The sequence below is a fragment of the bacterium SCSIO 12844 genome (genome assembly GCA_024397935.1).
GTDB lineage: Bacteria > Pseudomonadota > Gammaproteobacteria > Francisellales > Francisellaceae > M0027.
This window is the reverse complement of sequence record CP073743.1, coordinates 263,582-283,604: the sequence shown is the minus strand read 5'-3', so window position 1 is coordinate 283,604 and position 20,023 is coordinate 263,582. Positions and strand designations below refer to the sequence as shown.

Sequence of the window (20,023 nt, the reverse complement as noted above, 5' to 3'; positions counted from 1 at the left end):
TAATTCAACTTAGTTCATATATAAATATGCTAAAACTAACTAAATGAGTCTAAAATATTTTCATATTTTTTAATAAATTGATTAAGGTATCGCTTTTGAATAAAAATACCAATATGACCAGTATTTAATCTAATTTCATAATAAGAAGACTTAATATATAAGGCCAAATTATTACTACTTTCTAATGGAACTAACTGATCATAAATCGCATATACATTAATAATTGGACAATTGATATTACTCAAACTAACCTTATAGCTACCAATACTCAAACCACCTAAAGTTAATCGATTCTCTTTAATAATCTTATGATAATATTCTTTAAAAACACTAATCGATAATGGCATTGGTTGATTCAACCAACTATCGATCGCTAATAATTTTTTTCTTTTCTGATAAGATGCCAATGCTATATCTACATTACGTCCTAAATAGTGCTTTAATGGCCTTAATGATGCAAAATAATGCTTTACCGATTCTTTAGAAATTATCTTTGACTTATTATTATCACTAGCCAATGTACAAAACTCAAGTAACAATGCTTGTTGATAAAGAGACTTATGATCAATTGGTGTCATCAAAAGTATCAGTCTATTAATTTTATTTGGGTATATTGCTGTATAAACCAAGGCAAAAACACCACCTTGGCATATACCAAATAAATCAATTTGATTTTTCTTATCTTGATCTAAAATAATATCAATTGCCAAATTGAGGCTTTGAATAATGTAGTTTTCAAGACTATGAAATATTGGCTCATCTAAAGCTTGCTTCCACTCAATTACATATAGTGCGCAATAGTTTTTTTTTAATGAGCCAACGAAAGAAACATCTTCTGAAAAATCCAAGATATCAACTGTATTTATCAATGAATACACACACAAAGCTATTTGATTGGTTTTTTGAGAATTTCCACAATAATATCTTAGTTTAAATAAATGATTTTCAAATATTACATCATAATGATTTACATGATATGACTTAGCTTTAGAATTTAGCTTTAGAGGTAATTTAGAAAGCTTTTTTTGTAAATTATCATGCTCATTTATTAATTTTTGCCAATCAAACATAAATTATACGAATTCATTAAAATCTATCAAGCTTAACGAGCTTTATCTAAAAACGCAACTGTAAAGATGAAGAAAGCATCGCTTTATACATTAATGAAGTTGATACTTTCATTAATAATTGCTCTATAGGACTCTTATAATAGGTATAATCAACAATATTATCTAATTTATACTTTTGCATTGCCAATTGACGTAATGACATAAAACCGTCGGCTAAACCATAACGTTTTCCTTCAATACCACTAAAAGGTTGTCCAGAAAATAAAACCGCTGATTGTGATAAATTCAGACGCTTACCTCTGCCTTGTTTAACTCTATCAATAAAAACTTGATGGGTTTGTGTCAGCATTTTATCTAAAGCTTCTACCTGTTGTTGATTTAATGGTTTAAAAGGATCTAAAAAGTCTTTATCTTTTCCTGCTGTAAAAAGCCTTCTTGTTATACCAAGTTTTTGTAATGTTTCAACAAAACCAAAGCCATCTGCTCTAACACCGATAGAGCCTAATATAGTCATTGGATTAACATAAATTTCATCAGCTGCTGAAGCAATATAATAACCACCTGATGCACAAACATCCGTACAGACTGCATACAATGGTTTATCTGGATAAGCTTTCTCCAATTGCCTCATCGCTTGATAAACTTCATCTGACTGAACAGGTGAGCCACCAGGACTATTAATTTCAACGACTACAGCTTTAGAATACTTATCTTCAAATGCATGCTCTAAACCATAAATAATATCATCTGCATTGGCATTTAAGCCCTCCATAATAATGCCATCAATACTAACATAGGCAATATGCGGCTTATTAGGATTACTCTTAGGGCTATAACTTGATGGCCAAAAAATTCCAACAATTAGAATAATAAGTAATATAACAATAATAAACTTAAAGAAAATTCCCCAACGCCGCTTGCGCCTTTGCTCTTTTAGGGTTTGCAAGACTAATGTTTCTAAAATTTGTCTCTCTAGTTTATCTTTTGATTTTGACTTATGTTCCCCAAACATCTAATTAACATTCCTTGTCATATTAGCTTAATTACATTAATCCTATTATTCTTTAACAGCAGTACCTGTCAGTGCCACACCTGACATCCATAATCCATTATCACAAACATATGTCGCCTTACTGGATACTTTATTATCTTTCCAGTTAGATTGAATATTTGCAACGGCATTACCACCTAATTTCTGCGCCTGTTTCTTAAGACTAATTAAAGCAGAATAGAAAACGCGATTACAAGAAACTTGTGGATTTTTTGCAAATGCATTGGTTCTTAGAGAAGTCTTAACTGGACCTAATTCTTTAGCGCTCCAACCAGCAGATTTACCAAAATAAAACTTAAAATCACCAAGCTGTTGTTTTACATCTGGCGGAATACCCGTCATTGCTTGATTAATGTCATAATTGCTTACACCTGTATTTGAACTACAAGCACTTATAATAAAAGAAATAACGACCACTAGAGCCAATAATAGGCTTTGCAAAAATTTTTTCACAATATTCATCCTGTTAATTAAATTAACCATTTCTTATGGCTAATTATAAGCTGAATTTAAATGAGATTCATTGATTTTTTATAATTTCTTTCAGAACCAAAAAAGCCCCCAATGAAGGAGGCTTTTTGAATTAAATCCCCGGTAATGCCCTACTTTCACATGGCAACTGCCACACTATCATCGGCGCAAAGTGGTTTCACTTCTGAGTTCGGCATGGAATCAGGTGGTTCACACTCGCTATACTCACCGGGAAACTTTTTAGGTTTGACCCTTAACAATCTAGTCTACTGATATAACCAATTCACTCGAATCATTAGTACTGGTTAGCTTCATACATTGCTGCACTTACACACCCAGCCTATCAACGTCCTAGTCTCGAACGTTTCTTAAGGGAATAAATTCCCGGGATGTCTTATCTTGAGGGAGGCTTCCCGCTTAGATGCTTTCAGCGGTTATCCCTTCCGTACATAGCTACTGGGCAATGCATCTGGCGACACAACCCAAACACCAGAGGTACGTCCACTCCGGTCCTCTCGTACTAGGAGCAGATCCTCTCAAACATCCGACGCCCACGGCAGATAGGGACCGAACTGTCTCACGACGTTCTAAACCCAGCTCGCGTACCACTTTAAATGGCGAACAGCCATACCCTTGGGACCTGCTTCAGCCCCAGGATGTGATGAGCCGACATCGAGGTGCCAAACACCGCCGTCGATATGAACTCTTGGGCGGTATCAGCCTGTTATCCCCGGAGTACCTTTTATCCGTTGAGCGATGGCCCTTCCATACAGAACCACCGGATCACTAAGACCTACTTTCGTACCTGCTCGAGCCGTCACTCTCGCAGTCAAGCGCACTTATGCCTTTATACTCTTGGTATGATTTCCGACCATACCGAGTGCACCTTCGTACTCCTCCGTTACTCTTTAGGAGGAGACCGCCCCAGTCAAACTACCCACCATACACTGTCCTTGGTATTTCTACCTAAGTTAGAACTTCAACCATACCAGGGTGGTATTTCAAGGTTGGCTCCATATAAGCTAGCGCCTATACTTCTAAGCCTCCCACCTATCCTACACAGATAGGGTCAAAGTCCAGTGCAAAGCTGTAGTAAAGGTTCACGGGGTCTTTCCGTCTAACCGCGGGTACGCAGCATCTTCACTGCGATTTCAATTTCACTGAGTCTCAGGTGGAGACAGTGTGGCCATCGTTACGCCATTCGTGCAGGTCGGAACTTACCCGACAAGGAATTTCGCTACCTTAGGACCGTTATAGTTACGGCCGCCGTTTACTGGGGCTTCGATCCAGAGCTTCACTTACGTTAACCCCTTCAATTAACCTTCCAGCACCGGGCAGGCGTCACACCCTATACTTCCTCTTACGAGTTCGCAGAGTGCTGTGTTTTTAATAAACAGTCGCAGCCACCTGGTATTTGCAACCCACTTCTGCTTAGAGAGTAAATCTCATCACATAATGTGGGCACACCTTCTCCCGAAGTTACGGTGTCATTTTGCCTAGTTCCTTCACCTGAGTTATCTCATCGCCTTAGTATTCTCTACCTGTCTACCTGTGTCGGTTTACAGTACGGTTTCTTGTGCTATAAGTTTAGCTGCTTTTCCTGGAAGCCGAGCATCAATCACTTCGTAAAACCTAAGTTTTACTTCGTCTCGTATCTCGTCTATAACATAGCGGATTTGCCTACTATGCCAAACTACATACTTTCACCTGGATAACCATTCACCAGGATGATCTAGCTTTCTCCGTCACAACATCACTAACACAATAAGTACGGGAATATTAACCCGTTTCCCATCGGATTCGCCCTTCGGCTACTCCTTAGGGGCCGACTAACCCTACGTTGATCAACATTGCGTAGGAAACCTTAGACTTCCGGCCAATAAGAATCTCACTTATTTATCGTTACTCATGTCAGCATTCGCACTTCTGATACCTCCAGCATGCTTCTCAACACACCTTCATCGGCTTACAGAACGCTCCCCTACCCAGTACTTAAAGTACTGCCGCAGCTTCGGTTGTTTGCTTTAGCCCCGTTGAATCTTCCGCGCATGCCGACTCGACCAGTGAGCTATTACGCTTTCTTTAAAGGGTGGCTGCTTCTAAGCCAACCTCCTGGATGTCTCTGCCTTCACACTTCGTTTTCCACTTAGCAAACAATTGGGGACCTTAGCTGGCGGTCTGGGCTTTTTCCCTCTCCACGATGGACCTTAGCACCCACCGTGTGTCTCCTATAATTAAACTTCATCGTATTCTGAGTTTGCATCGGTTCAGTAAGATACGAATATCCCCCTAGCCGATACAGTGCTTTACCCCGATGAGTTACTTATAAGGCTCTACCTAAATAGATTTCGGGGAGAACCAGCTATCTCTGTGCTTGTTTAGCCTTTCACTCCTATCCACATCTCATCCCATAATTTTGCAACATTACCGGGTTCGGGCCTCCAGGTGGTGTTACCCAACCTTCACCCTGGACATGGATAGATCGCTACAGTTTCGGGTCTATTCCCAGCGACTTAGACGCCCTATTAAGACTCGGTTTCCCTTCGGCTTCACTATTCGCTTAACCTTGCCACTGAAAATAACTCGCTGACCCATTATACAAAAGGTACGCCGTCACATTTCTTAAAAATGCTCCGACTGCTTGTACGCAAACGGTTTCAGGTTCTATTTCACTCCCCTTAAAGGGGTTCTTTTCGCCTTTCCCTCACGGTACTGGTTCACTATCGGTCAATTGGTCATATTTAGCCTTGGAGGATGGGCCCCCCATCTTCAGTCAAAATTTCTCGTGTTCCGACCTACTTATTCGTATGCTTAGTTCCTAATCAATACTTTCGTGTACGGGACTATCACCCTCTATCGTTAAGCTTCCCAACTTATTCCACTAACATCAATTATAAATCATACAAGGCTAATCCCCGTTCGCTCGCCGCTACTAAGAGAATCTCGGTTGATTTCTTTTCCTACAGGTACTTAGATGTTTCAGTTCCCTGCGTTCGCTTTCCAATCAAAGATTAGAATATCCACCTTACAGTGGATGGGTTCCCCCATTCGGACATCAACGGATCAACGCTCTTTTGCCAACTCCCCGTTGCTTTTCGCAGACTTACACGTCCTTCTTCGCTTCCAATTGCCTAGGCATCCACCGTTTGCGCTTTTACCCTTGGCTATATCAGTAAACTAAATTGTTAAAGATCAATATTAAACTCTTGAAATAATTTGGTGGAGCCAAGGAGGATCGAACTCCTGACCTCCTGCGTGCAAAGCAGGCGCTCTCCCAGCTGAGCTATGGCCCCATGGTGGGTCTGAGTAGACTTGAACTACCGACCTCACCCTTATCAGGGGTGCGCTCTAACCAGCTGAGCTACAGACCCAAATTCTTCTTCAAGACATAACAGTTTCATATGTAAACACTTAACGTTCTTTTGTATTTTTACCTTTAAGGAGGTGATCCAGCCGCAGGTTCCCCTACGGCTACCTTGTTACGACTTCACCCCAGTCATGAATCACACCGTGGTGACCGTCCTCTAATAGTTAGACTAGCCACTTCTGGTGCAACCCACTCCCATGGTGTGACGGGCGGTGTGTACAAGACCCGGGAACGTATTCACCGCGACATGCTGATTCGCGATTACTAGCGATTCCGACTTCATGTTCTCGAGTTGCAGAGAACAATCCGGACTACGAACACCTTTGTGAGTTTCGCTCCAAGTCGCCTCTTCGCTTCCCTCTGTAATGCCCATTGTAGCACGTGTGTAGCCCTACCCGTAAGGGCCATGATGACTTGACGTCGTCCCCACCTTCCTCCGTGTTAACCACGGCAGTCTCTATAGAGTGCCCAACTCAATGATGGCAACTATAAATAAGGGTTGCGCTCGTTGCGGGACTTAACCCAACATCTCACGACACGAGCTGACGACAGCCATGCAGCACCTGTATCTGAATTCCCGAAGGCACCGATCTATCTCTAAATCGTTCTCAGTATGTCAAGGGTAGGTAAGGTTCTTCGCGTTGCATCGAATTAAACCACATGCTCCACCGCTTGTGCGGGTCCCCGTCAATTCCTTTGAGTTTTAGCCTTGCGGCCGTAATCCCCAGGCGGAGTACTTAGCGCGTTAGCTACGCCACAAGAACCTTAACACCGATTCCTACAGCTAGTACTCATCGTTTACAGCATGGACTACCAGGGTATCTAATCCTGTTCGCTAACCATGCTTTCGTCCCTCAGCGTCAGTATTCGGCCAGAAAGTTGCCTTCGCCATTGGTGTTCCTTCTGATATCTACGCATTTCACCGCTACACCAGAAATTCCCCTTTCCTCTCCTATACTCTAGATACACAGTTTCAAATGACATCCCAAGGTTGAGCCCTGGACTTTTACATCTGACTTATTTATCCGCCTACGGACCCTTTACGCCCAGTAAGTCCGATTAACGCTCGCACCCTCCGTATTACCGCGGCTGCTGGCACGGAGTTTGCCGGTGCTTCTTCTGAAAGTAACGTCACAGTATTTAACTCTTAATCTAATACCTTTCCTCCTTCCTGAAAGTGCTTTACAACCCTAAGGCCTTCTTCACACACGTGGCATTGCTGGATCAGGGTTGCCCCCATTGTCCAATATTCCCCACTGCTGCCTCCCGTAGGAGTCTGGGCCGTGTCTCAGTCCCAGTGTGGCTGATCTTCCTCTCAGAACAGCTATGGATCGCAGCCTTGGTGAGCCCTTACCTCACCAACTAGCTAATCCAACGCAGGCTCATCTCAAAGCGCCAGGCCCGAAGGTCCCCAGCTTTGGTTCGTAAACTTTATGCGGTATTAGCACGAGTTTCCCCGTGTTATCCCCAACTTTAAGACAGATTCCTACGCGTTACTCACCCGTCCGCCACTCGCCATCAATCTAGCAAGCTAGATCATGCTGCCGTGCGACTTGCATGTGTTAAGCATGCCACCAGCGTTCAATCTGAGCCAGGATCAAACTCTTCAGTTTGTATCTCTGTAATTTATTGACAAGAACGTAAGTGTCTACATATCAATCTATTTTTTAACCATCTTTGCCGCTGACCACTCTCAGGCGACAAGGGTGAATTCTACCGATTCTGTAGGCTTTGTCAACTAATTTTGTTAACTTTTTTGTAAGAATAATATTTTGGCTCCCAAGTAGCATTATTTATCAAATGCCAAATGTCACTTCCAGCCTCAAATGAAGTTACTTTATCTGTGATAGCCTGATGACCTACGGCAAATGCAACTTGACGACTAACCGTATAAGCCTCATTCAAACTTGGCAAGATTGCAGAGTCTTGTATGGGGTAATTTGCAAGGGCTTTACAAGCAGCCCATAGCATCTCTTGAGTTAGCCGCTTACACTTTAATGCAACAACACCTAAGCCAATCCCAGGAAATACCAATGCATTGTTACATTGAGCAATACGATAGATCACACCTTTATAACCGACAGGTTTAAATGGGCTTCCTGTTGCAATTAAGGCTCGCCCTTCTGTAATACGTATAATATCTTGAGGTAATGCCTCACAGCGATCAGTTGGGTTTGACAGCGGTATAATAATCGGTGCTTTATTATACTCAGCCATTAAGCGAATGGTTTTTTCACTGAATGCCCCTGGCACACCTGAGCAGCCAATTAAGGTTGTTGGCTTTACTTGCTCTACAACTTCTTCTAATAAAATTTTGCCATCTGCACTGCGTTTAAATAATGCTACCTCATCTGTGCTACGGCAATAAGGCATTTGAAAATCGACATTATCAGTCTGCTCTGTAATTAGGCCTTGGCGATCTAAACACCAAAATTTTTGATATGCTTGCTCTTTTGTTAACCCATAACGCATCATCACTTCTACAATTTCATCAGCAATACCAATCCCTGCCGTACCAGCACCAAAAATAACAATTCTCTGATCGGTAAAATCAATGTTTGCTTTTTTCGAAGCACTTAATAGCGCTGAGATTGCAACTGCTGCGGTACCTTGCATATCATCATTAAAACTACAAATTTCATCTTGATAGAGTTCAAGGTTTTTTCTAGCATTATCTCTACCAAAGTCTTCCCAATGTAAAAATGTATTGGGCATCTCTTCTTTTACTGCTTCAACAAAAAGCGCCACCATTTCATCATAAGCTTCACCACAGACGCGTTTATGGCGCCAGCCCAAATATAATGGGTCTTCTAATAACGCTTGATTATTAGTCCCAGCATCTAAGAAAATGGGTAAATATCGCCCTGGATTTAATCCTGCACAAAGTGTATAAACCATCAATTTTGCAACAGGGATTTCAATTCCACCAACGCCTTGATCACCAATACCTAAAACACCTTCAGCATCTGATGCAACAATAATATCAACATCAGCATTGGTTCTATTTTTTAATAGATCACGAATCTTATGTCGATCCGGGTAAGCAATATAGAGTCCTCGTGGACGTCGATAAGTCTGACTGTAACGCTGAACAGCTTCACCCACTGTTGGCGTATAAATAATTGGCAACATCTCGCCTAAGTGATCTCGAACTAAACGATAGAATAAAGTTTCATTTTGGTCATGCAAGCTTTTTAGATAAATATGCTTATCCAAATTGGTTGTAAAGCCACAAAATTGTTGGTAGGCTCTTGCCTTTTGTTCTTCAATTGACTCTACTTGATAAGGTAATTTACCTTTTAAATTAAATTCCCAACGTTCGCTCTCACTAAATGCCGTACCTTTGTTTAATGAAGCTAAGGTTAATAAACTTTTTCCTGTTAAATCTGTTTCAACCCACATTTCACCTGTTTCTAAATTGCGCTTAAATACAAATCGCTTAGTCATATTTATATTACCTATTAATTTTTATTGATTCTCTATTAATAAAATAGTTTTGCTTATGATGGCGTATACTAATAACTAGTATACACGATATTTTATCGGCTACTTAACTGATGCACACAATCGACTAAAAATTGAACTTTCTCTGGCGCTATATCTGGGTAAATACCATGGCCTAAATTAAATACATGTCCTGGTGCGCCCCCATACTCTGATAGTATCCGCTTGACTTCAACTTCAATGGTTAATTCATCCGCATATAAAACAGCTGGATCTAAATTACCTTCAATTGCAGCACGCTCATTAATAACCTGATAAGCATTTTTCATTGGTGTCTGCCAATCAATACCAATACCGTCTGCTTGCGAATTTACAATTTGCTCTAACCATTGACCCGAACCTTTTGTGAAAACAATCACAGGTACATTTGGATAAGCTTTTTTAACAAGCTTAATAATTTTTTTCATATAATTAAGAGAAAACTGCGCATAAGTCTCTGCAGATAATATACCGCCCCAAGTATCAAAAATCTTTACTACATCACAGCCATGGCGAATTTGCTCTATTAAATATTCAGCAACTGCAATAGCCAGTTTATCCAATAGTTGATGTAAATAAGTAGTATTTTCATACATAAAGCGTCTAATAATAGCAAACTGCTTACTACCAGAACCTTCAATCATATAACAAGCTAAAGTCCATGGACTACCACTAAAGCCTATTAATGGCTTATCATTTGGTAGCGCATGTTTAATTAATTTTACTGCCTCAAAAACATATTTTAATGAATCGAGCAAATTGACTGTCATTAAATTATCTATCTGAGCCTTCGATTGAATTGGATTAGCAAATACAGGGCCTTGGCCTTCTATAAACTTAAGATCTAAACCCATAGCCTCAGGTATCGTTAAAATATCTGAAAATAAAATTGCTGCATCCAAATCAAATCTTCTTAGTGGCTGCAATGTCACTTCACAAGCTAAATCTGGTGTCTTACACAAACTCATAAAGTCTTTAACACTTGAGCGCACTTTGCGATATTCAGGCAAGTAGCGTCCAGCTTGACGCATTATCCATATCGGTGTTTTATCTACAGGCTGGCGCTTTAATGCCTTTATTAATCGATATTCCGTCATAATAATGATTTACCTTAATCATGCCGTATTTAAGTTAATCGTGTTAAAAATAATTTCAAAACAGTAGCAGAAATACAAAATTTAATCAATTTTAATTAAAGATACAAACCTGGATGTCCTTTAGGTGGATGTTTAAACCTGCGATAAGTCCATTGGTATTGTGCTGAATATTTTTTAGCAATTTTTTCATAAGCTTTATTCATTGCATAAGTAAACGCATCAGAACATTGACTATTAGATAAAAATGGCTTCATATGTTCATCAAATGGCTCAACAATTAATTTAAATCCACGCCCGACACCTCGGCGGATGGCATAAACAATAAATGTTGGCGGCTTACGTTTACTATATAATTTTGATGGAAAGCTCATCGTCCAAGCATCAATGCCAAAAAACGGTGCATAAAGTCCACCAAAGTCATCTGGATCAGGCACTTGATCAGTTAACATCGCAATCGCTTTTTTATCTTTCAATGCTTTAAATAAGTGTCTGACACCTGATTGCGATGCAGGCTCCATCTCAGCACCTGAACGAGCGCGCGCTTTAGTTATAATTTCACTTAATACTTGCTGCTTTGGCGGCGTATAAAGGGTAAAAACTGGAAAACGATCTGCCAAAAATAACCCACCTAATTCCCAACAACCAACATGAGGCCCAAGGCATAACAAGCCCTTACCTTGAGCAAAAGCTTGGTTAAGTAAATCATCATTTTCATATTCTTTAATATAGGTCATTAGTTTTTTTGGGTCTTTCATAAACATCGCAGGCATCTCAGCACCAGCAATCACAGCTTGAATCACCGATTGACGCACAAGTTTACGTTGTTGTAATAAGGATAACTCTGGATAGCACAAAGCAATATTACGTTCTGCAATTTTCACTAATTGATTGGGAAAGAAACTTAAGGTAAAACCAATCAACCAGCCTAATGCTTGCATAAAGCTCAATGGCAAATAAGAAAAAAAACGAATTAGTTTGGGCACAAGAAAATTTATTATTTTATATTTCATCATTAATCGCTTGTTTATCTTAGACACTCTATATAAATAAATGAGTGCTTATAATCATTGTTAATTTTACTTAAGTTTTTGGGGAAGTTCAAATTAACTTATCAAAACCCAACTCGATAAACACGCCCTGTATGATGACTATTAACACTTTTTACATAAGCTAAAGCTGCTTGGTCAACTGCAACCGGCTGATAGCCTTTAAAAAAGTCACCATAAATATCTAAAGCTTCAGTAATCACAGTTGGGCTTACAACATTAATACGGTTTTTATTCGGTAATTCATAACTAGCTGCCAATGCAAAACCTTCTAATGCACTATTTACCATTGCAGCGGATGTACCACTTTCGATTGGCTCAACATTTAAAATACCACTGGTTAACGTAAATGAACCACCTTGATTAATGTACTTGATACCTTCTAATACTAAATTGACTTGGCCCATTAGTTTATGATTTAAGCCTATTTCATAATCCTCACTAGTCATCTCAGTTAAAGAAGCAAATTTCACTTTTCCAACTGTTGCAACGACTGCATCAAACTGGCCAACTTTTTTATACATGGATTCAATCGATGCTTTTGATCCAATATCTACTTGAACATCGCCGGAAGAATAACCCGCTGTAATGACTTCATGTTCTTTTTGTAATGCGCTTGCAACAGCTTTACCAATTTTCCCCGTACCACCAACAACGATAACTTTCATATACTTATCCCCAATTTTAATTAAATGTATAGAATACAGAATTTGATTTATGATAATCTTGATGTCCATAGTAACAAAAAATAGCTTTAATCGATATGTTAAAAACAATTTTTCAATTACCTGATATCAAAATTTCAAATACTGAATTTAATCTAAGTGAATATCAAAATGCTTATCTTATTATCACAATACTCGATCAATTAAACCAAACTGCAATTGATTCTTTTACATTGACTAAGAGTTTAAGCAAACGCTTTAATGACCAGCATCAAAAAGGAGATAAAAGCTGGGTAACACAATTACCTAATGATAAAGGCACTTTTCTTATTGTAGTTGAGAAAAACAACCCCTTTGAATTTATGGATGGGCTTAAAAATAATTTGGGTTGTCTTAAACCACTTCAAGGCGATATTGCAATTATTAATAACAGTCAATGTAGTATCTCTGAAGCAAATGCATTGCGATGCGTATTAGCCTATAACACGCAAATGCCTAATTTCAAAAAAGAACAATCTCACAAATATATTAATTGTATTGATATCTTTAGCGAACATAAAAAAGATTACTTAAAAGAAACCAAAGCGGGCCACCTAGGTAATAGCTTAGCAAGGGTACTCGCAGCAACGCCAACGAACTATCTTAAACCATCAGATTATAAGCTTATTATTCAAAAACTTACGGACAGATACCAATGGGATAGTAAATTTTATACTTATAATGAATTGAAAAAAATGGGGGCTAATAGCTTCTGCGCTGTCGCAAGAGCTTGCCCAGATGAAGCATTTATTGTCCATTTAAAATATCGTCATCCAAATGCAAAAAAATCAGTTTCCCTTGTTGGTAAAGGCATATGCTTTGATACCGGCGGTGTCAGCCTTAAACAATCTCAATACATGTATAATATGCATGAGGATATGCAAGGTAGCTCAGTTGCTTTAGGTAGTTTGGTGGCATTAACTGAAGCTGATGTAGAAATGAATGTAGACTGCTTTCTTGCTGTAACCTTAAACTTAATTGATAAAGATGCTTACCTTTTAAATGAAGTCATCACAGCCTTAAATGGTACAACCATTGAAATCACTGACACTGACGCCGAAGGTCGTATGGCATTAGCTGATACTCTCCATCTCGCATCACAAGAAAAACCTGATCTTTTAATTGATTATGCAACCTTAACTGGAGCTGCCGTTCGTGCAATCTCAACCCGCTATATGGCTTTATTTACTAAAGCAGTCGACCAATTACCACAATTAATTGAGTCAGGGACTATATCCGGTGAACGTGCTTGGCCATTTCCAATCCCAGATGACTTTGACCAACTAATTAAATCGGATGTAGCTGATATATTACAATGCAGTGTCTCACCGAGCGCTGATCATATACTAGCAGCACGTTTTCTAAACCGTTTTGTCGATCATGACAAGGTCAAACAATGGATTCATCTTGATTTAGCAGCAAGTATGAATAAAGGCGGATTAGGTAGTGTGCCATCAGATTTTACAGGCATTGGTGTTTTTTATACATTATCATTATTAAATAATCTATTAAAATATTAACAAACCTATATTTCATATAAAATATATCCAATAAATAATAAAAATAATAATAAATAAATTATCATAACCTATCATTATTTAAAAAATTTAATAATATAAAACAAAATTTATAAAAAAATTAAATTTCATGGTGGTTGCAAATGGGTAAATTAGGTATATCAAAAGATCATTTAAATAATTTAGCTGAATTTATAGAAAGAAATAACAGTAAGATACCAGCAAATGGAACACTTACATGGATAGTTAAACATGGTGATTCAAAAGCTACGATTATGGGAACTATGCATGCTGCAAGTATATTGGATCAAGAAAATAAAGGTGTTATATTTAACTACCTTGATAAAAATGAATTTCAACGTATTTATAATGAAATGTCATCAGCATCTCAAAACTTTAATATTTTAAATGCTTTACAAGATTATAGCAGTCAGTCAAAAGCAAACTACCATGAAATTATGCAATTACGTAATGAATTAATTGAATGTAAAGAGAAATTTTCTAAAGGTGATAAAACACAAAGAAGACGCATATTACAAATTGAAAAAAAATTGCTGCCAACTTATGAACGCACAAATCAAATATGCACCTTAGCACCAGATCACTCTTATACACTGATAGCGCTAAAATCCGAAAAAAATTATAACAATGCATATGCACTTGAGTCTGATGAAAAGCGTTTAGCAGTCCAAAGCGCATCTAGCGCTAACTCTGTTATATCTGAAAGACAATATATTGATGGAAACATATTATCTCAAATCTACAATAAAGGCGACGAGCGTCTCCAGGCAAATATATACAAAGAATTTTATCAAAAAAATATTGATTCTGATGATATTCAAGGACGCAATTTATTATGGCTAGCAACTATGCATGAAAGTTTAAATGCTATAGGTCAAAATAATAATCTATATATCGTTGGGTTAGCACATTGCATTAGTTTAGTTGCAATGCTAATTAAGCTTAATCCAGAGTGTGAAATCTATCAATTAGATGCTAATGGTAAAGAAGTTAAAGTAGATTTTGACACAAGTATGCTAAATATTAACGAGTTAAATGATGCTATTTTACCTCAAGAGAAATCCAACAAGAAACGACAACTGGTTCACAACCCCCCTGAGAATCTACAAGACAATACGCCAGAGTATATTTCTAAAGAACAGGTTCAGGAGTCACTACAAGAAGCACTAGAGCAGTCAATGTACATAGCAACTGATCAGTCACAAGGCTTTGCATTACCCAGTAACCATATGACAACAATACCACCTACTTTATTTTCAAATCAACAATGCGCAATAGAAAGTAAAGATACTCTGAATCATAAAGGTCCATCAACTATAGAGTGTATTGATTAAGTTTTTAAGAAGTCATCTTAAACATGATCTTCAGTTAAACGTACCACAAGTACATCCTTTTTCGATTGATGTAATATCGCATTTGCCGTTGAGCCTAAGAAGAAACGGCCAATTGCGCTTTTTTTATGGCTACCAACAACTATTAAATCAATATTTTCTTCATGGGCATAATGGGTAATTTCAAATGGCGCCTCACCCATAACACATTTATACTTACCATGAATTTGATTATCTCTCACCCAATTACTTAAGCGTGCTTCTGCTTCTTTCATTAAATCATGATGTACATCAGGAATAATACCATAAGTACTTACTGCAACTGTTGGATCTCCTTGAACTGTAATTGCATTTAATGACGATTGATAATAACGTGCAAATGATTGTGCTCTATCAACTAAAACAAGGCTGTCTTTTTCAAAATCAGTTGCAATTAATATGCTACGGTAATCAGATGGAATCGATGGTTGATGCTCTGTCACTCGAATGGTTAATACATCACAAGGCGCTCTATGTAAAACACTATTTGAGGTTGAGCCTAATAATAAATTAATACCATGCTTACCATGTGAACCTAAAATAATTAAATCACACCCTTTTTCTTTTGCATAATCACTAATAACCAGTGACGGATTACCAATTTCTGTCACTGTATCAACTTGACGCAATGCCATTCTACTAGCTGCTTGTTTAAGCGTATCAATTGCTTCTTTTTCTAGCTCCTTTTGATATTCTGCTGACATTGGAATTAGCTCAAAAGGACTATCCAATACCATTAATAAAGTTAAACTTGCGTCAAATTTTTTAGCTACTAACTCTGCTGAGTTAAGTACATGATGGTAATCCTCATAGACATTTATCGCCACTAAGATATTTCTATATTCCATTGAATACTCCCTTGAATGTAAACCATTAAATTTATAACTAAACAAACTATCCCATAGGTAACTGAATAAAGTAAATAAACATAATTTTACTTTAAACTTATCTGTAATCATAGAAGAAATCTCTCACTCTTGACAAGCAAAGTATCTTAAGCTTTTTAGATCATTTAATGAATTAACCTATTGTTAAGCCACACAATTTTATAAAAACTTTATTTAGGGGTAAAATATCGCTACAAAATTTAATACTTAAGCGTATAATGAGCACGTAAGTATGATATCAAAAGTCTTTCATATTAAAGATATTAAAGACAAACAACAGGAAGATATATTATGCTGCCGCAATTATTATCTGTTGACTTTGCCCGCTGGCAATTTGGCCTAACGGCTTCATTTCACTTTCTCTTTGTTCCATTAACATTGGGATTGACCTGGATTTTATTCACCATGGAATGCTTGTATGTCAAAACTGGCAAGCAAGTCTATAAAGATATGGTTAAATTCTGGGGAAAACTATTAGGTATTAATTTTGCCTTAGGTGTTTTAACCGGCTTAACGATGGAATTTGAGTTTGGTACAAACTGGGCTTATTACTCTCAGTTTGTTGGTGATGCTTTTGGAACACCACTTGCAATTGAAGGCTTAGTTGCTTTTATGCTGGAATCAACGTTTATCGGTATTTTCTTTTTTGGCTGGGATAAGCTAACAAAAAAACAACACCTGACAGCTACATTTTGCTTGGCAATTGGCTCAACATTATCTGCATTGATGATTTTAATTGCCAATGGCTTTATGCAACATCCAATCGGCGCTTTATTTAATCCATTAACTATGCGCATGGAGACAACAAATTTATTAGAAATTTTAACAAGTACTACTGCACAGATTGGCTTTATTCATACGATATTAGCCGGCTATGCAACAGCTGCTGTATTTGTCGTTGGTATTAGTGCTTTTTACCTTTTACATGGCCGTGACATTGCATTTGCAAAACGTTCAATTGCCGTTGGCTTAGGCTTTGGGCTTGTTGTTACGATTATGTTACTTGTGATGGGTGATCAAAATGGGCTGGCTGTTTATCGTGAACAACCTGCAAAGCTTGCCGCAATTGAAGGTGAATGGACCACCCAAAAGGTACCTGCAAACTTTAATTTAGTTGCCTGGCCAAATCAAGAAAGGCAAGAAAACCTATTTGAAATTCAAGTTCCTTATTTACTAGGCCCTTTAGTTACTCACTCATTAGATACACCAATTTATGGCTTAAAGGCAATTATGTATGATGGTTATAAAAATGCTGATGGCATTGAACAACCATCTTATCAAGAGCGAATTATCCAAGGTGCAAAAGCTTATGATGCCTTAATGAAATTCCGTAAAGATCAGTCTAATACAGAGGCTTTAAATACCTTTAAACGATATCAAAGTGATTTAGGCTTTGGCATGATTTTACTACCTTATGTTGGTCAAGGTGAATCACTAGAACAGGCCATCGCGCACAACCCAAGCATTTTGGAAAAAGCAACCCGCGATAGCGTACCTAATTCATTTAGTATTTATTGGGGCTTTAGAATCATGGTTGGTTTAGGGCTTTTAATGTTATTGATGTTTGTGATCGGCATTTTCCTACTTGCAAGAAATTCACTGTGGCAGCATCGATGGGTACTTCGCTTTATGCTCTATATGATTCCAGCACCATGGATTGCTGCAATTGCTGGCTGGTTTGTCACAGAACACGGCAGACAGCCTTGGACTGTGTATTATATGCTACCAACAAGCATTAGCTCATCAACACTTAATACAGCAGATGTATTTACAACGATGATTTTATTTTTACTCTTTGATAGTGTTTTATTTGCTGTTGAGATATTTTTAATGTTTAAATTTGCACGCCTTGGTCCAAGTGCCATACACAGTGGACGTTATCATTTCGAAAAACAACAACAAAATTTAAAAGCTTAAAGGAGGCGTAATCAATGATCGACTTACTTAGCATATTACAACTTCTTGGTTGGCTCGCTGTTGGTATTAGTTTATATGCATTTCTTGCAACTGCTGGCTTTGATTTAGGTGGTGGCATTCTAGTGCCATTTACTGGTAAGTCAGATAATGAACGTCGAGCAATTATTAATGTTATGGCACCAACTTGGGATGGTAATCAAGTTTGGCTTGTGGCTTTTGGTGGATTATTATTTGCTGTCTGGCCAAGAGTCTATGCCGCTTCATTCTCAGGATTATATCTCGCTGTCTTATTAATACTCTGGGCCTTATTTTTAAGACCTGTTGCCTTTGAGTACCGCTCTAAATTTTTAACCAAAAAGGTGCGCTACTTCTGGGACTGGATGCTTGCTTTAGGTAGCTTTGTTACTATTTTTGCTTTAGGCATTGCCGTTGGTAATATCTTTTTAGGCTTCCCTTTTGCTTTTAATCCAGAGACTTTACGTTTTTATTATGGCACTCATGCTAACCAATTCATTATGGAGCCTGCTTTATTATCACTACTTAAGCTTTTTTCTCCTTTTGCAATTTTAATGGCAATTTTTAGCGTTGTTTTATCAATCATGCATGGTGCTTGCTACATCGCGCTTAGAACGACTAAGCACTTATACAATCGTTTTAAGATGATTGTCAAAATATCCACAGTACTTTTTATACTTTTATTTATCGTAATTAGCATTTGGTTAATATTCCTACCTGGCTATCACTGGAGTCCTAATGCTGATTTAAAATACTTATCAGATGGCATTTACCATCCAATTCATGGTAGCGTTGTAAGCATCACAGATGGTGGCTGGTATCTTAACTATACAACACACCCATGGATGGTTTTGGCACCTGCACTTGCTTTATTAGGTGCATTAGGTATTTTATATTATCTAAATAAAGATGCTGCCAAAGAGATGTTTATCATGAGTATGCTTACCGTCTTAGGCACTGTATTAACTTTAGCATTAAGTGTTTTTCCATTTATTATGCCTTCATCATTGGAACCTAACCAATCGCTGGTTATTTGGAACGCAACCAGTTCTAAAATATCTCTCATTGGTATTTTAGTTGTTGCCGTGATTATGATTCCAGTTATTTTTACGTATACACGTTTTGTCTATCGAAAAATGTGGCCAAATAATCGCAAAATTACTACTGAAGAAGTTGAAGCAAATAAGCATGTTTTCTATTAGTTTGAAAGAGGAATAATTTATGTTTTATATTTTTTGGGCAATCACTGCTATTTTTGCTGTCAGTGCAGGTATTTGGGCTGGTCAACTGATTGATAGACGTGATGAGCTTAATACAAACAACAAAGGATCAAATAGTTAAGTTTTATGCCAATTATAGACTGTCAAACAAATAAATTTATCGTCCTTGAAGGCCTTGAAGGTGCGGGCAAATCAAGTGCCATGACTACAATTGAGTCTTGGTTTAGGCATCATAAGCCAAATGAAATAATTCAACTGACTCGTGAACCTGGCGGTACTTTTATCGCTGAGAAAATTAGAGAATTATTAATCACTGATTTTAAAACTGAAAGTTTAACAAATGAAGCAGAACTACTTTTAATGTATGCATCGAGAATGCAGCATGTCAAAGAGCTCATTATTCCTGCTTTAAACAATAACCAGTGGGTTATTTGTGATCGTTTTTTTTACTCAAGCTTTGCTTATCAAGGTGGTGGCAGATCACTTGGGCTTCAACGTGTTCAACAAATCCATCATGCCTTATTAGGCAATTTTAAGCCTGGATTAACTATTTTTCTTGATTTAGCACCTGAGATTGGTTTTAGTCGTATTCAGTCAAGAGAAACTGATCGTATTGAGCAAGAAAAATATGATTTCTTTGAACGATCTCGAGCTATTTTTCATCAATTAGTTGAAAATGATCCTAGTGCTGTCACAATTGATGCTTCTAAATCAATTAGTGAAGTTCAAAATGATATTATTTTAACCATTGAAAATTATATAAATGCTACATCATAATTACTCAAAT

13 protein-coding genes, 2 tRNA genes and 3 rRNA genes are annotated in these 20,023 nt (G+C 37.7%); 5 read left to right on the top strand and 13 right to left on the bottom strand.

Annotated features, from left to right (window positions below):
- Positions 1-35: 35 nt before the first annotated feature.
- From KFE69_01315 to KFE69_01260, 12 genes are all read right to left on the bottom strand, one after another.
- Complete coding sequence (locus tag KFE69_01315) at positions 36-1,070, bottom strand: alpha/beta fold hydrolase (protein UTW42810.1); 1,035 nt, start codon at positions 1,068-1,070, stop codon at positions 36-38.
- A 46-nt stretch (positions 1,071-1,116) separates the two neighbouring features.
- On the bottom strand, positions 1,117-2,082 hold the full coding sequence (locus tag KFE69_01310; GenBank protein ID UTW42809.1) for a S49 family peptidase: 966 nt from the start codon (positions 2,080-2,082) through the stop codon (positions 1,117-1,119).
- A 45-nt stretch (positions 2,083-2,127) separates the two neighbouring features.
- On the bottom strand, positions 2,128-2,562 hold the full coding sequence (locus KFE69_01305) for an excinuclease (protein ID UTW43938.1): 435 nt from the start codon (positions 2,560-2,562) through the stop codon (positions 2,128-2,130).
- A gap of 148 nt (positions 2,563-2,710) precedes the next feature.
- A 5S ribosomal RNA gene (gene rrf / locus KFE69_01300) occupies positions 2,711-2,825 on the bottom strand.
- A 41-nt stretch (positions 2,826-2,866) separates the two neighbouring features.
- A 23S ribosomal RNA gene (locus KFE69_01295) occupies positions 2,867-5,758 on the bottom strand.
- Positions 5,759-5,809: 51 nt separating this feature from the next.
- A tRNA-Ala gene (locus KFE69_01290) sits at positions 5,810-5,885 on the bottom strand.
- Position 5,886: 1 nt separating this feature from the next.
- Positions 5,887-5,963, bottom strand: a tRNA-Ile gene (locus tag KFE69_01285).
- A 66-nt stretch (positions 5,964-6,029) separates the two neighbouring features.
- A 16S ribosomal RNA gene (locus KFE69_01280) occupies positions 6,030-7,572 on the bottom strand.
- Together the 16S, 23S and 5S rRNA genes with 2 tRNA genes alongside form the textbook arrangement of a ribosomal RNA operon.
- A gap of 121 nt (positions 7,573-7,693) precedes the next feature.
- Positions 7,694-9,406 (bottom strand): NAD-dependent malic enzyme, encoded by a 1,713-nt coding sequence (locus KFE69_01275; protein UTW42808.1) that lies wholly within the window; start codon positions 9,404-9,406, stop codon positions 7,694-7,696.
- Positions 9,407-9,498: 92 nt separating this feature from the next.
- Positions 9,499-10,539, bottom strand: coding sequence for a uroporphyrinogen decarboxylase (locus KFE69_01270; protein UTW42807.1), 1,041 nt, complete (start codon positions 10,537-10,539; stop codon positions 9,499-9,501).
- Positions 10,540-10,634: 95 nt separating this feature from the next.
- The gene (locus KFE69_01265; GenBank protein ID UTW42806.1) at positions 10,635-11,549 is read right to left on the bottom strand and encodes a lysophospholipid acyltransferase family protein; all 915 of its coding nucleotides are present in this window, start codon (positions 11,547-11,549) and stop codon (positions 10,635-10,637) included.
- 101 nt (positions 11,550-11,650) lie between these two features.
- A complete protein-coding gene (locus KFE69_01260) occupies positions 11,651-12,253 on the bottom strand; it encodes a short chain dehydrogenase (GenBank protein ID UTW42805.1) in 603 nt (200 codons plus the stop codon).
- Between the two features lie 95 nt (positions 12,254-12,348).
- Between KFE69_01260 and KFE69_01255 the strand changes: the two genes are divergently transcribed.
- Both KFE69_01255 and KFE69_01250 read left to right on the top strand, forming a co-directional pair.
- Positions 12,349-13,809, top strand: coding sequence for a leucyl aminopeptidase family protein (locus KFE69_01255; protein ID UTW42804.1), 1,461 nt, complete (start codon positions 12,349-12,351; stop codon positions 13,807-13,809).
- Between the two features lie 140 nt (positions 13,810-13,949).
- Positions 13,950-15,161, top strand: coding sequence for a hypothetical protein (locus KFE69_01250; GenBank protein ID UTW42803.1), 1,212 nt, complete (start codon positions 13,950-13,952; stop codon positions 15,159-15,161).
- 17 nt (positions 15,162-15,178) lie between these two features.
- On the opposite strand, the gene KFE69_01245 is transcribed toward KFE69_01250, so the two are convergent.
- On the bottom strand, positions 15,179-16,045 hold the full coding sequence (locus KFE69_01245; protein ID UTW42802.1) for a universal stress protein: 867 nt from the start codon (positions 16,043-16,045) through the stop codon (positions 15,179-15,181).
- Positions 16,046-16,375: 330 nt separating this feature from the next.
- Between KFE69_01245 and KFE69_01240 the strand changes: the two genes are divergently transcribed.
- The 3 genes from KFE69_01240 to KFE69_01230 all read left to right on the top strand — a co-directional run bounded on the left by KFE69_01240 (position 16,376) and on the right by KFE69_01230 (position 20,013).
- A complete protein-coding gene (locus tag KFE69_01240) occupies positions 16,376-18,001 on the top strand; it encodes a cytochrome ubiquinol oxidase subunit I (GenBank protein ID UTW42801.1) in 1,626 nt (541 codons plus the stop codon).
- 14 nt (positions 18,002-18,015) lie between these two features.
- Complete coding sequence (gene cydB / locus KFE69_01235) at positions 18,016-19,218, top strand: cytochrome d ubiquinol oxidase subunit II (GenBank protein ID UTW42800.1); 1,203 nt, start codon at positions 18,016-18,018, stop codon at positions 19,216-19,218.
- 144 nt (positions 19,219-19,362) lie between these two features.
- The gene (locus KFE69_01230) at positions 19,363-20,013 is read left to right on the top strand and encodes a dTMP kinase (protein UTW42799.1); all 651 of its coding nucleotides are present in this window, start codon (positions 19,363-19,365) and stop codon (positions 20,011-20,013) included.
- Positions 20,014-20,023: the final 10 nt, after the last annotated feature.

Excerpts from the sequence above, each read along its gene's own strand:
- KFE69_01245 (UTW42802.1), bottom strand. The coding sequence starts at position 16,045 with ATGGAATATAGAAATATCTTAGTGGCGATAAATGTCTATGAGGATTAC.
- KFE69_01310 (UTW42809.1), bottom strand. The coding sequence starts at position 2,082 with ATGTTTGGGGAACATAAGTCAAAATCAAAAGATAAACTAGAGAGACAA.
- KFE69_01260 (UTW42805.1), bottom strand. The coding sequence starts at position 12,253 with ATGAAAGTTATCGTTGTTGGTGGTACGGGGAAAATTGGTAAAGCTGTT.
- KFE69_01315 (UTW42810.1), bottom strand. The coding sequence starts at position 1,070 with ATGTTTGATTGGCAAAAATTAATAAATGAGCATGATAATTTACAAAAA.
- KFE69_01275 (UTW42808.1), bottom strand. The coding sequence starts at position 9,406 with ATGACTAAGCGATTTGTATTTAAGCGCAATTTAGAAACAGGTGAAATG.
- KFE69_01255 (UTW42804.1), top strand. The coding sequence starts at position 12,349 with ATGTTAAAAACAATTTTTCAATTACCTGATATCAAAATTTCAAATACT.
- KFE69_01265 (UTW42806.1), bottom strand. The coding sequence starts at position 11,549 with ATGAAATATAAAATAATAAATTTTCTTGTGCCCAAACTAATTCGTTTT.
- KFE69_01240 (UTW42801.1), top strand. The coding sequence starts at position 16,376 with ATGCTGCCGCAATTATTATCTGTTGACTTTGCCCGCTGGCAATTTGGC.
- KFE69_01270 (UTW42807.1), bottom strand. The coding sequence starts at position 10,539 with ATGACGGAATATCGATTAATAAAGGCATTAAAGCGCCAGCCTGTAGAT.
- KFE69_01230 (UTW42799.1), top strand. The coding sequence starts at position 19,363 with ATGCCAATTATAGACTGTCAAACAAATAAATTTATCGTCCTTGAAGGC.
- KFE69_01250 (UTW42803.1), top strand. The coding sequence starts at position 13,950 with ATGGGTAAATTAGGTATATCAAAAGATCATTTAAATAATTTAGCTGAA.
- cydB (UTW42800.1), top strand. The coding sequence starts at position 18,016 with ATGATCGACTTACTTAGCATATTACAACTTCTTGGTTGGCTCGCTGTT.